Here is an 11,745-nt window from a genome sequence, read left to right on the forward strand (position 1 = left end):
CGCGCGCATCGGCCCCTCAAAGGACGGTTGCCCAACCGCTATCATCGGCACAACGGGTGCGGCGGGATTACTCGGCTGCCCCTTCGATTTCTGGGTCCGCCTGCGGCGGCGGGGGAACGCGAGTTTCGAGCTCTTTCAGGAGCTTGCGAAATGAACGGGAGTTGTCGCGGCACTCGTGCAAGTCCATCGCGCGAACGAACACCTCCGCGTCGACGGTCTTCTTGTACTTTCGTCCCTTATTTCGCTGGCGCAACTGGTGGTCGAGCCAGCTCGCGCCGCTGCCGTTCTCGGGCGTCGGGCGCGGCGGCAGCGATTCAGGCAACTCGTTCACGCTCGCGAGGGCAGAGGCGCCGGCAACGATCCAGTTTTCGAACATTTGCTTTGCGAGTACGCAGGCGATGTCGGCGTCGCTCCGAACGCCTTTTGCCGCCGCCAAGAGGGCGGGTCCGAGTGTTGCCGGACAATCCGCTTCCGCGTCGAGGAGCACGAACAGCACGCCGCGCCCGGACGGGTCGCGCCTCAGTTGCTGCCCCAGCTTCAGCATCGCTTCTTCGATCTTCGAGACGAACTCGGGGTGCTGGGGGTTCAAGAACGAATCGCGCTTGCATCGCGATGGGGGCAGCACGCGGAGCAGGACCGGGTTGCCGAACAACTCGTTCCAGATGCGGCGGAGCAAACGCTCCACCGCGCCCTGGGCTTCGGAGTGCCCTTCGACGATCAGCGACACGTACAACGTCATTTGGGCGGTTCCGCAGAGGCTGCTTCCAGTTGTTGCTGCCGCTCAACGTCATCCGGATCCGCTTCCAACAGGTTGTCGCGTTCCAACCCGCCAAGGGTGTTCAGCCGCCGCTTAACGATCTCGACGCTGGCCGCGTCCACCGGGGCGATCACGGTCCGGCCGTCGATCATCTGCACCACGCGAATGTTCTCCGGCCGAATCGTCGGGTTGTCGAGCATCTCCGCGCTGTGTGTGGTGAGTAGAATTTGTGTGCGCAGGGTGGCTTCGTCGAGCGCGTCCACAAGAGCGTGCATAGCCGCGGGGTGGAGCGAGGTTTCGGGTTCTTCGATAGCAACGAGACTCGGCGAGCCACGCACGGGAACAACCTGAAAGGCGGCAACCAGAGCAGCGAGCACTCGCAGCGTGCCGTCTGACATGCTTGCGGCGTCGAAATCTAACGGTTGACCATGACTGTCGCGACTAACCTGGAATCGCACTGTTTCGTAGTCCGCGCCGTATTTAATCAGTCCTCGCAGTTCAACCGTCTTAGTGATGACGTGTAGGTAGCGACGTACTCGCTCGAAAGCGTCCCAGTCATTTTCGCGAGTTGCCTCAATGACGCTAGCGAGATTGGCCCCATTTTGATTCAACAGATTACCTGGATAAGGGTGCTGAAGCTGACGAATCTCTGACGGTTGAAAGTTGTGAATTGATAATGATGTGATACCATCTAGTATCCAAGGCGTTTGCTCCGCTCGAAGCTCGTTATGATATCGTACCAAAAACGGGTATACGCTTGCCTCCCACTCCCATTTAACCGCTCGGTCGCCTGACGCGAAACATTCAACAGAACCATTGGAGTACGAATAGCCCATTTGGTCGCCGATCGCGTTAGCGATGCGTAGAGACTCCCCGCGAATTTGAGGCCGTTGCTTCTGCGGGAATTCGATCTCAATTGCATATGCTGCTTCAAATGCGTCATCTGATTCTGTGTGCGTGGAGTTGCATTCAATCTCGAATGCAATCGTCCGGTCAGTGGCGACGCGACAAAGAATTGCTTCTATCCCGCCATGTATTTTGGCGGCTTCACTCGCCCCCAGCCGCAATAAGTTCCGCAAGAATCCGAGCGCGTCTAAGAAGTTGCTTTTTCCCGAGGCGTTCCGGCCGACCAGAACGGTGAGCGGTTCGAGCGCCACGTCGCAGAACGCGATGCTCTTGTAGCCGCGAATGCGTACGCGACGCAAGAACGGTGGTTTGCTCCGCGCATCGGCGGCGCCGTTGACTTCGGGATCGGTCGCGGTAGCCATTTGCTTCCTGACGCGAAAAGGGCGGGCGTGTTCAGGTTAGCGGGCCGACGGAGGGAGCTGCAAGGTTCTTCACACCCACTTCCAGTTGTGGCGGGTGAACGGCTTCAGGTCGGCGTCGTCGAGCAGCGCGAACGTGCTCTCGTCGCCGTCCCAGTGCAGCACGCCGACGCTGCCGCTCTCGGGGTGCCCGTCGCGGGTGCGCAGCTCGAACCCGGCGAGGTGGTACGCCTCCGTCCGGCCGTAGTCGCGCTCGATCCGGGAGCCGTCGCCAGAGTAGTGCCCGAAGAACGCGAACCGCGGCTGCGCCAACTCGACGAGGTCCCGGAGCGGCTCGCTCCCGTACCCGATGCGCTTCGCGTCCCGCGGCGCGTCGTGCATCAGCAGCACGTCGAAGGGTTCGAGCGCGAGCCGATCGACGGCCTTCTCGGCGACGTACCCGCGCGGCGGGAGGTTCTGGCGCGCGTTCGGGCCGCCCCCGTCGACGCCCCACACCGCCGCGACCCGCGGCCCGCTCGGGAACACGTGAACGCGGCCGTCCTTGATCCCGCGCACGCGGCAGTAGGCGTCCACGACGAAGTCCGTGCGGTTGCTCCCGGCGGCTTGGGCGAACCGCTCGAGCGCGTCGAACTCCTCGTGGTTGCCCGCGGTGAACCACAGGTCGAACGTGCAGTACGGGTCCTCTTCGAGCACGCGGTCCGCGACCGGCGTGCGGGTCACCACGTCGAGCGCGCCTAGTTCCAGCGGGTCGTCCTTCGCGTGCCGGAGGGTCGCTTTGTCGCAGTTCGAGACGTCCGTGTAGTACCCCATGTCGCCGACCTGGAGCAGCCCCGCGAGGTCGCACCCGGTGCGCGCCGACCAGTACGACGCGAACCGGAACGCCGGCAGGATGCGCCCGTGCAGGTCGCCGAACACGAGGAACACGGCGGGGGCGGGCGGCACGTTCATGCCGCGAAGACACGCGCCGCGGGGGGCGGGTTCGGCGCGCCAAGCGAAGTGGCCGCCGCGATGAACGCGGCGGCCACTTCGCGGTTCAGAAGCGTCTTTACTTCTTCAGGCTGGTGGTGGAGTCGCCCGAGATCGGGCCGGACATCTTGATGTCCACCTTGATGTCGTCCATCTTCTGGACCCCTTCCAGCGAGATCTTGCCGTCGAACTTCTCCTTCACGTTCACGCCGGTCTTGAGCGACTTGTACGTGGTCACCTTGAGTTCCATCTCCACGTCGATGGTCGGCTCGCCGTCGTCCTTCATCTTCGCGGTGAGCTTGCCGGTCGATTCGACCACGGCGCACTCCTCGCCGTCCACCTTCTCCACCTTCACGAACTTCTGGTCGAGCTTCCCCTTCACGTCGCTGAACGAGTTCCCGAGCATCTTGGTGAGCGCGGCGGCGTCCACCTTCCAGGTGTGCCCGACCTTCACCTTCTCCGCCGGGTACAGGTCGTCGTCGTTCTCGATCCCGTTGCGGCTGTCGAGCTCCTTCTTCTGCTTCTCGTTCGGCTTGGTGTCCACCAGCGAGTGCTTCCAGACCTTCCCGTCGCGCTCGCTGATGACCGTTTCCTTTTCGAGCGCGGTCGGCTCGGTGTGGGTCATGTCGCTGCCGCCGACGTTGGCGGTCACGTCGGCCCGCTCCTTGATGATCTTGGTCTGCGACTTGGTGACGTTGCGGCCGTCCACCGCGAGCACCTTCGACTCCTCCTCGCTGGTGACCACGAGGTTGATCGTCAGGTTCACCGTCTGGCCGGCCACCTTCATGGTGGTGTCGGCGTCCTTGATCTTGAGCGTCCCCTTGTTGACGAACGTCTGGCCCTTGACCGGCGCCGGGCCGCGGAGGTCGTACACGTCGTCGGCCGCGCGGCCGAGGTTGACGGTAACGGCCAGCGCCGCGACGGCCCCGAGCACCCATTTTAGCTTCAGCATGGTTATCTTCCTTCGGAACGGGACGTGTGAACCCGGCCCCGTCATCTTCCGTGTTCGCGGCCCGAAGGGCAACATTTCGGCCCGGAAATGCGATCAGTGCGGGTGAGGGTGGGGGTGCGGGTGGTCGTGCCCCGGCTCCCCCGCCCCGGCGAGCGCCAGCGTCCCGGTGTGGACGCCCTTCAGCCCGCGGATCGCCGCCGCGAGGTTCCGGAGGGCCTCGCCCGGGCCGCGCAGCACGATCACCTCCATGCACCGGTCGTGGTCCAGGTGGACGTGCATCGACGCGATGACGCGGTTCGCGTGGTCGTGCTGCACGTCCAGGAGCTTCTCCACCAGGTGCGGCCGGTGGTGGTCGTACACGATCGTGAGCGTGGCCGTCACGGGCGCGTCGTCGGCGTCGAACGCGTCGCGGGTCAGCGTCTGCCGCAGGAGCTGGCGGATCGCCTCGCTGCGGGTCGCGAACGCGCCGTCGCGCACGTACTTGTCGAACGCGTCGAGCAGGTCGGCCTCGAGCGAAACCGAGAATCGCGTCAGTTCAGACACGGGACGACCTCCGCGCAGGGTGGAACCGATTTTAGCTGAATATTCACGAGCCGTTTTCGCGTCGCGCGGTATTACGAATCGAGTATTCGTCACACGGAGCCGCGCCATGCGAACCGCTCGTCACCCGCGCCGCGGGTTCACGCTGATCGAGTTGCTGGTGGTGATCGCGATCATCGCCGTTCTCATCGGCCTGTTGCTGCCCGCCGTCCAGAAGGTGCGGGCGGCGGCGGCGCGGATGAAGTGCCAGAACAACCTGAAGCAGATCGGCCTCGCGCTCCACAGCCACGAGAGCGCGACGGGGGCGTTCCCGAACGCGTACTGGCGCAAAACGTGGGCGGTCGACCCCACGAACCCGAAGGGGCACTTCCGGTGGTCCGCGCTGGCGCAGCTCACGCCGTACCTCGAGCAGACCGCCGTGTACAACGCCCTGGACCTCACGGCCCCGCTGTACGGCGGCGGGACGCTCCAGCCGGAGGTGATCCCGTTCCCGCAGAACCGCGCGCCGCTCGCGGCCGTCGTGCCGACGTTCCTGTGCCCCTCGGACGAGTTCCGGACGGTGAAGGAGGGGCAGGGGCCGAGCAACTACGTGGCCTGCGTCGGGAGCAACGCGGGCGGCGACGCGCTCACCGGCGACGGCATCTTCTACGGCGTGGACCGCGACGTGGTGCTGAACCCGGGCGTGCGGGTCGCGGCCGTGACCGACGGGCTGAGCAACACGGTCGCGTTCTCGGAATCGCTGCTCGGCGCCGGCGGCGCCGCCCCGGCCGGCGGCACCGACGTGCGGCTCTACTACAAGCAGGTGACGGCGCTGTCGCAGGCCAACTGCGACGCCAGCACGACCCTCGTGACCGACCGCGGCGCGCTGTGGGCGGACGGGGCGTACAACTGTGGCCTGTACAACAACGTCCGCACCCCGAACAACCCGCTGATGGACTGCGTGCAGCACAGCAACCCGGCGTGGAAGGCGGCCCGGTCGCGCCACAGCGGCGGGGTGAACGCGTGCCTCGCGGACGGCAGCGTGCGGTTCGTGTCGGACGGCATTTCTCAGGGAACGTGGGCCGCCGCCGGCACCCGCGCCACGGGCGAGGTGCTCGGGAGCGACTGGTAACACCGGACCCCTTATTCGACCCGCTGGCCAACTTCCGGAGGTACTCATGCGTTACGTGATCGCGCTCGGGGCCGCAGTTGCGCTCGCCGCGGCCGGCCGCGCCCACTTCGTGTTCGTGTACGTCGAGGGGACCGAGGCCCGACTCGTGTTCGGGCACAGGGCGGAACCGGACCCGAAAGCGTCGGCGGCTCGCGCCGAGAAGACCGCCCTGACCGCCCGCACCGCCGGCGGCAAGGAGCTCAAGCTGACGACCGAAAAAGGTGACGGGAGCTTCTTCCGCGCGAAGCTGCCCGAGACGCCGGCGGTCGTGTTCGGCACCACCGAGGCCGGGGTCACGTAGCGCGGGGACGATCCGCCGCTGCTGTCCTTCTACTACCCGAAAGTGGTCGTCGGGGACCCGTTCGCGAAGGGGCTGACGGCCGGCACCGCGCTGGAACTGGTTCCGGTTAAGGACGGCGATAAGGTGCGGTTCCAGGTGCTCGCCGCCGGGAAGCCGGTCGAGGGTATCGAGGTCACGGTGGGGCTCCCGGGCGAGACGGAGGAGAAGTCGCCGGTCGTGAAGACCGACAAGAACGGGCTGACCGAGTCGTTCGCCGCGAAGGGGCGGTACTGCGTGGCGGCGCGGCGGGCGGAGGCCAAGCCGGGCGAGTTCGCGGGGAAGAAGTACAGCGCGGTCCGGCACACGGCGACGCTCGTGCTCGATCTGGCGAAGTGAGAGCCAAACCGCGCGGTGGCGGCCCTGCGGCGCTCCGGATACAACGCTCGCAACAGGTTCGCGAGCCCCCGGAGCACGCCCGTGGCCCACCCCGTTTCGGAGCGGCTCGACGCCGCGCTCAAGAAAATCAGCCGCCCCGGGTCGTTCTGTGTCACCGGGAGCGTGCGCGCCGCGAACCCGGGTCTGGAGGTGGCCGGAATCGGCCCGGTCGGGCTGCCGCTCACCGCGCACCAAGCGAAGGAACTCGCGGCGGTCTGCAAACAGGCCCCTTACGGGAAGGGCGAAGAGACCCTCATCGACACCAGCGTCCGGCGGGTGTGGCAGCTCGACCCGGACCGCTTCTCCCTCGCGAACCCCGAGTGGGACGAGTTCCTCCGCGACGCCGTCGCGACGGTCCAGCGCGACCTCGGGCTCGAAAAGCAGCAGCTCGAAAGCCACCTGTACAACCTGCTGCTCTACGAGCCGGGCGGCTTCTTCCTGCCCCACCGCGACGGCGAGAAGCTCGACCGCATGGTCGCGACGCTGGTCGTCGTGCTGCCGTCGCCGTTCACGGGCGGCGAGCTGATCGCCCGCCACGACGGGGAGGAGCGCGCGATCGACTTCGGCGCCCCCGGGCTGAACCCGTTCCACACGCACTTCGCGGCGTTCTACGCGGACTGCGAGCACGAGGTCCGGCCCTTGCGGACCGGCCACCGGCTGTGCCTCGTGTACAACCTCACGCTCGCCCGGGCGCAGTCGCGGCTCGCCGCGCCGCGGACGGCCGAGCGCGTCGAGGAGGTCGCGGCGGCGCTGCGCGGCTGGCCGGCCGACGCGACGGCCCACAAGCTCGCGGTCCCGCTCGGGCACCAGTACACCCGGGACGGGCTGGTCTGGGACGCCCTGAAGGGCGTGGACCGGGTGAAGGCGCGGGTGCTCCACGAGGCCGCGACGCGCGCGGGCTGCCAGGCACACTTGGCGCTGCTGACGCTCTGGGAGTCCGGCGCGGCCGAAGAGGACTACTCGCCCCGCCGGCGCCGGCACCGGTACCGCGACGACGACGATGACGAGGACGGCGAGTACGAGATGGGCGAGGTCTACGAGACCACGCTGAACGCCGAGCACTGGAGCGACCCGGACGGCGGGCGCCCGGACTTCGGGGTGATGGAGGTCGAGGAGGAGGAGGTGGTGCCCCCGGAGGCGCTCACGAGCGCGAAGCCCGAGCAGAGCGTGAGCGGGTACACGGGCAACGAGGGGCTGACCATGAACCGGTGGTACCGGCACGCGGTCATCGTCCTCTGGCCGAACGCGCGGCACTTCGACGTGCTCTGCGACTGCGGGCTGCACGCCGCCGTCGCGTGGCTCCGGCAAATGGTTACCGGGTGGCAGGGCGCCCGCAAAAAGGACTTGGCCGAGCGAGACCGGTGCGCCGCGCTGGCGGCCAAGGTGGTCGCCCGGAGCGCCGGCGCGCACTGCGGGGACGCCGAGGCGAACGACCTGCTCGACGCGCTGGTCGCCCTGGAGGCGCCCGAGCTGGTTCGCGCGTTCCTGCGCGACGTGGTCACCGGCAGCCGAACGATCAAGCCCGCGCGGGCCGTCCGGGCGGCGTGCGAGTCGCTCGGCTGGAACACGTTCGAGGCCGAAATCGTCGGTCTGCTCACAGCGACCACGCCCGACCCGCTGACCCGGGTGCCCGGACCGGGCGTCGAGTTCCTGGAGCGGAACCTGGAGCTCCTGGAGGCGCTGTGCGCCACCAAGTCGCGCCGGAAGGCGGGCGAGGGGGAGCGGGTCGCGTTGTGCGCGCGGCTGGCCGGGCTGTTCGTGTCTGTGCTCGAGGCGCTCGACAAGACCGCCGCCGCGGGCCACGACTGGCGGTTCCGGAGCGTGGACCGGTCGGCGGTGCTGACCGAGCTGCCGCGTGCCCTCCTCGCGGTCCGGCAGTTCGACCTGTTCGCCGCGTTTATCGACCGGGCGCTGGCCCAGACGAAGCTGTACCCGCTGGCGAACCACATCGCGGCGCTGACCGCATTGCAGCCCTGGCTCAAGACGCACCTCAAGGCCGGGTGCGACGGCGTGTCCCGGTGGGTGGGGGCCGTGCGGCAGCAGTTGGAGGCGCTGACGGCGCAGGAGCCGGCGCCGCCGGGCGACTTCCGGCGCGAGGCGAACATCGACTGTACGTGCGGCGACTGCGCCCAGTTGCGCCGGTTCCTGGGCGACCCGAAGGAGAGCGTTCACCGGTTCCGGGCGGCGCAGGACCGCCGCTCGCACCTGGAGAACACCATCCGCAACCGCGGCTGCGACGTGGACTGCAAGACGGAACGCTTCGGCTCGCCGCACACGCTGGTGTGTACGAAGAACACAGCCTCGTTCCGCGCCCGACTAAAGAAGTACCACGACGACTGCCAGCACCTCGTCACGGTGCGCAAGATCGAGGAGGCGCTGCCCGGGTGAGCGCCGTTCGGGCTCGGCTCAATCGCACTGGTTGCTCACCCGGATCGTCGCGCACTCCGGGCAGAGCTGGAAAATCAACTGCACGCCGCCGCCGTACCGCCCGAACGTGTGGACCCCGGGCACCGGTTCCGCCGGCAGCAAGGCGATGGGCGTCAACTGCCCTCGCTTCTCCCGGTTGGGACACGCCGGGTTCAGACACGGGTCGTCCGGCCGGCCCTGGACAAAGGGGCTGCACATCACGCGCTCGAAGTCCTCGTCCGTTTCCGGGGCGTGGAGCCCCAGACCGTCCATCAACTCGGCGGTCCGCTCCTTCGCGGTCGCCTGGTCGCGCGCCGAGAGCTTGCCGATACCGAACACGCCCGCCCAGCGGCACGCGTCCTCAAGGTCGGTGGGGTCGTAACCGAACGCGCTGACCGTAACGGGGCACGTCGGAAACTCCAGCGGGTAGCCCTCGTCGTCGGGCCACGACTCTTCCCGAGACACGTTCGGGGCGTCGTCCGGGAAGAAGGTGACCAGTTCCTCGTCGGACACCAGCCGGTAGCCCAGATCGTTGGCGCGGAAGTCGAAGCAGTAGTAGAGCGGCAGCCACCGCACGCCCGGTATGCGGATCGGGACGGCCGGGTCCGTCAGGTCCAGCCGGTGCAGCAAGTGGATCAGAATCCCGTTGCAGTCTGCCCGCGCGGTGCCCGTTCGGTCGTGCGGCCCGCCGAAGGTGTGTTCGTACTTGCCGCGGCCCTTCGTCGCCGTCGCGATGCGGCCGTCACCGAACAGGAACGTGTTGCGCGCTTTTGCCACGAATCACTCCTTATGGAACCCGGTCGTCTCACGTCCGTGGGCCGAGAGTCTTAACGCCGAAGAGCGGCGAATTCCGCGCTTCGGTTGGCAACGTTTGCGGGCTCCCGGACGCGAGCGGGTGCCCCGATCGGGCCGCATCTTGAACTTGCTGGCTCGCGCGCGGGGCCGGTCGGTACTCTGAGCCAGACCAACGGGCCGTGTTCGTTGGCCGTACCTGCAAACCGGAACGAGACGATTTCGGATTGAAGATTGTTGCCAATCGGTTACGCTGCCGAGGGGGCGGCGGGGCGGGCCGGCGAACATCATTTTATGTTCGGTCACACGACGCAGAGGCGCGATTGGACGCAATTCCGCTTGCGCTACTCCGCACGGTTCCTGGCGCCGAGCGGGCCGTGGTGCGTCGGTGGTGGGCGGGCCTGTTGCCGGCAGACCGGCACCACGTGGCCGAGCTTTGCGACGAACGCCTGGAGCGGAGCTTTTTCGGCCCAGTTGCCGACGGCGAGGCCCCGCCGCCGGTGCTCGGTGGGCACTTCCTGCCGCACGACGATGCGTGGCGGTTCGCCGACTGGGAGGCGGACTGGCGTGAGTATCTGGTGGACCGCGGCGGCGGGTACCGTGGCAACGGTTGGCCGGAAACGGCGGCCCTGATCGCGTCCCAGTTCCGCTCGGTCTGCTACCTCGGTAACGAACCCGGGGTGCAGTGTCGCGTGGCGGACTGGAGGCTGACGCGGTTCGCCCGGCGGGAGCTGCCGCCGTCCGCGCAACGGGGTACCGAACCCCGGTAAAGTGCCGGCCTGCTGTGGGTTACGCGCTTCGTGAACCGCCCTCAGACGCGCGGTGCGGGTTCGGCGTTTCGCGGTACGGCCGGCTGAGCGATGCCGTTAACGGAGGGCCGGCCAGCGCCAGGGCCGTTGTTCGGCACAAGAAATCCACTGGCGGGGGCGTGAATGCGTCAGGTCAAGGGCCGAGCGCTGTGGCTCGGCAACGCCGGCGACCTCCGAGACGCCCGCGCCGTGACGGCCGCCGGCGTCGCGGCCGTGGTGGAACTGGCGGACAGCGAGCAACTGGCGGTTCTGCCGCGCGAACTGGTCCGGTGCCGGTTCCCGCTGTCCGACGGCGGCGACAACCCGGCGTGGCTGCTGCGGCTGGCGGCCGAGTCGGTCGCGGCGTTTGTGCGGGCCGGGGTTCCGGTGCTGGTCTGTTGCTCGGCCGGCCTGAGCCGGTCGGTGTGCGCGGCGGCGGCCGGTGTCGCGCTCGCGGAGGGCTGGCCGCTCCCGGAGGCGCTGGCGTCGGTCGCGGGGGCCGGGCCGGCGGACGTTTCACCGGGGCTGTTCGTGCAGTTCCAGCGGGCGCTGGGCGGGTGAGCGAGTGGCACGGCCCCGAACCGCCGCGCCGGGGCGGTGTCCAGTATCGGCCGCGCGCTGGCGCGCGGCCGATGGGCGTGGTATTCGTTCGGCGAGTGAGGCAGAGACGCGATGGAACCGAAGCGACTGTCCGGCGTGAAGGTGTTCGGCTCGGCCGTCCTCCGGGTCGAACCGGATGCGGCATCGCTCCAGTTCGCGGTCAGCCGCCAAGCCAAGCAGCCGAAGGACGCCTTCCAGGCAGCGCATACGGCGGTCAAGGGGGTCCGAGCGTACCTCACCCAAGCCGGGGCGGCCGGAGATGTCGCCGCCTCGCGGGTCACGCTGACGCGGACGTTCGAGTACATTAACGGGCGGCAGCAACCTACGGGCTACTCGGCGAAGGTGGCATTCAACGTCCTGCTCTCCGACCTGGACCGCATGGAGGAGTTGCTGGCCGGGGTCGTGGACGCCGGGGCCAACGAAATCGACGCGGTCGAGTTTCGCACGACCAAGCTCAAAGAGTACCGGGCCGAGGCCCGGCGCCGGGCGGTAGCCGCCGGCCGCGAGAAGGCGGAGAACTACTGCCGGGCGGCCGGCGTGGTGCTCGGAGCCGTCACCAGTATTGAGGACATCAGCCCCGATGTCTTACGCGGGTCAGGCGAGGGGCACACCTCGCAGGACGCGCCAGCCGATGACGCAGGATCGGAGCGGGCGTTCGCTCCCGGCAGCATCGTCGTCGGGGCGGCGGTGTCACTGGTGTTCGCGCTCGCTCCCGCGGCGTCATAGCGAGACGACGAGCCTCCGGCACCGGCGCGGCATATAGTCGTTTTCCATTACCGACCGCGGATGCCTTAGCCCTTGCTCCCGTCCGTCG

At 68.1% G+C, this 11,745-nt stretch carries 13 protein-coding genes; 7 read left to right on the top strand and 6 right to left on the bottom strand.

Annotation, left to right across the window (positions count from 1 at the left end):
- Positions 1-67: 67 nt before the first annotated feature.
- From R5W23_RS16235 to nikR, 5 genes are all read right to left on the bottom strand, one after another.
- The gene (locus R5W23_RS16235) at positions 68-739 is read right to left on the bottom strand and encodes a DUF4276 family protein (protein WP_320687195.1); all 672 of its coding nucleotides are present in this window, start codon (positions 737-739) and stop codon (positions 68-70) included.
- Positions 736-2,025, bottom strand: a complete 1,290-nt coding sequence (locus tag R5W23_RS16240; RefSeq protein WP_320687196.1) for an AAA family ATPase — start codon at positions 2,023-2,025, stop codon at positions 736-738. Before R5W23_RS16240 ends, R5W23_RS16235 begins: the two co-directional genes overlap by 4 nt.
- Positions 2,026-2,094: 69 nt before the next feature.
- Positions 2,095-2,970 carry a metallophosphoesterase family protein gene (locus R5W23_RS16245; protein ID WP_320687197.1) on the bottom strand — a complete coding sequence of 292 codons (876 nt, stop codon included), beginning with the start codon at positions 2,968-2,970 and terminating at the stop codon, positions 2,095-2,097.
- Positions 2,971-3,067: 97 nt separating this feature from the next.
- The gene (locus R5W23_RS16250; protein WP_320687198.1) at positions 3,068-3,940 is read right to left on the bottom strand and encodes a hypothetical protein; all 873 of its coding nucleotides are present in this window, start codon (positions 3,938-3,940) and stop codon (positions 3,068-3,070) included.
- Between the two features lie 93 nt (positions 3,941-4,033).
- On the bottom strand, positions 4,034-4,483 hold the full coding sequence (nikR, locus tag R5W23_RS16255; RefSeq protein ID WP_320687199.1) for a nickel-responsive transcriptional regulator NikR: 450 nt from the start codon (positions 4,481-4,483) through the stop codon (positions 4,034-4,036).
- Positions 4,484-4,589: 106 nt separating this feature from the next.
- Between nikR and R5W23_RS16260 the strand changes: the two genes are divergently transcribed.
- The 4 genes from R5W23_RS16260 (at position 4,590) to R5W23_RS16275 (ending at position 8,733) form a co-directional block, all read left to right on the top strand.
- Positions 4,590-5,591 carry a DUF1559 domain-containing protein gene (locus R5W23_RS16260; protein WP_320687200.1) on the top strand — a complete coding sequence of 334 codons (1,002 nt, stop codon included), beginning with the start codon at positions 4,590-4,592 and terminating at the stop codon, positions 5,589-5,591.
- A gap of 46 nt (positions 5,592-5,637) precedes the next feature.
- Complete coding sequence (locus R5W23_RS16265; RefSeq protein WP_320687201.1) at positions 5,638-5,931, top strand: hypothetical protein; 294 nt, start codon at positions 5,638-5,640, stop codon at positions 5,929-5,931.
- A 42-nt stretch (positions 5,932-5,973) separates the two neighbouring features.
- Positions 5,974-6,306: a DUF4198 domain-containing protein gene (locus tag R5W23_RS16270; protein ID WP_320687202.1), complete on the top strand. Its 333-nt coding sequence runs from the start codon at positions 5,974-5,976 to the stop codon at positions 6,304-6,306.
- Between the two features lie 81 nt (positions 6,307-6,387).
- Entirely contained in the window at positions 6,388-8,733 is a 2,346-nt protein-coding gene (locus tag R5W23_RS16275) for a 2OG-Fe(II) oxygenase (protein WP_320687203.1), read from the top strand.
- Positions 8,734-8,751: 18 nt separating this feature from the next.
- On the opposite strand, the gene R5W23_RS16280 is transcribed toward R5W23_RS16275, so the two are convergent.
- Positions 8,752-9,528 carry a hypothetical protein gene (locus R5W23_RS16280; protein ID WP_320687204.1) on the bottom strand — a complete coding sequence of 259 codons (777 nt, stop codon included), beginning with the start codon at positions 9,526-9,528 and terminating at the stop codon, positions 8,752-8,754.
- Positions 9,529-9,866: 338 nt separating this feature from the next.
- Between R5W23_RS16280 and R5W23_RS16285 the strand changes: the two genes are divergently transcribed.
- The 3 genes from R5W23_RS16285 to R5W23_RS16295 all read left to right on the top strand — a co-directional run bounded on the left by R5W23_RS16285 (position 9,867) and on the right by R5W23_RS16295 (position 11,657).
- Positions 9,867-10,313 (top strand): hypothetical protein, encoded by a 447-nt coding sequence (locus R5W23_RS16285; RefSeq protein WP_320687205.1) that lies wholly within the window; start codon positions 9,867-9,869, stop codon positions 10,311-10,313.
- Positions 10,314-10,475: 162 nt separating this feature from the next.
- A complete protein-coding gene (locus R5W23_RS16290) occupies positions 10,476-10,892 on the top strand; it encodes a hypothetical protein (protein ID WP_320687206.1) in 417 nt (138 codons plus the stop codon).
- Between the two features lie 111 nt (positions 10,893-11,003).
- On the top strand, positions 11,004-11,657 hold the full coding sequence (locus tag R5W23_RS16295) for an SIMPL domain-containing protein (protein ID WP_320687207.1): 654 nt from the start codon (positions 11,004-11,006) through the stop codon (positions 11,655-11,657).
- Positions 11,658-11,745 lie beyond the last annotated feature (88 nt).

The sequence above is a fragment of the Gemmata algarum genome (assembly GCF_034097035.1).
Lineage (GTDB): Bacteria > Planctomycetota > Planctomycetia > Gemmatales > Gemmataceae > Gemmata > Gemmata algarum.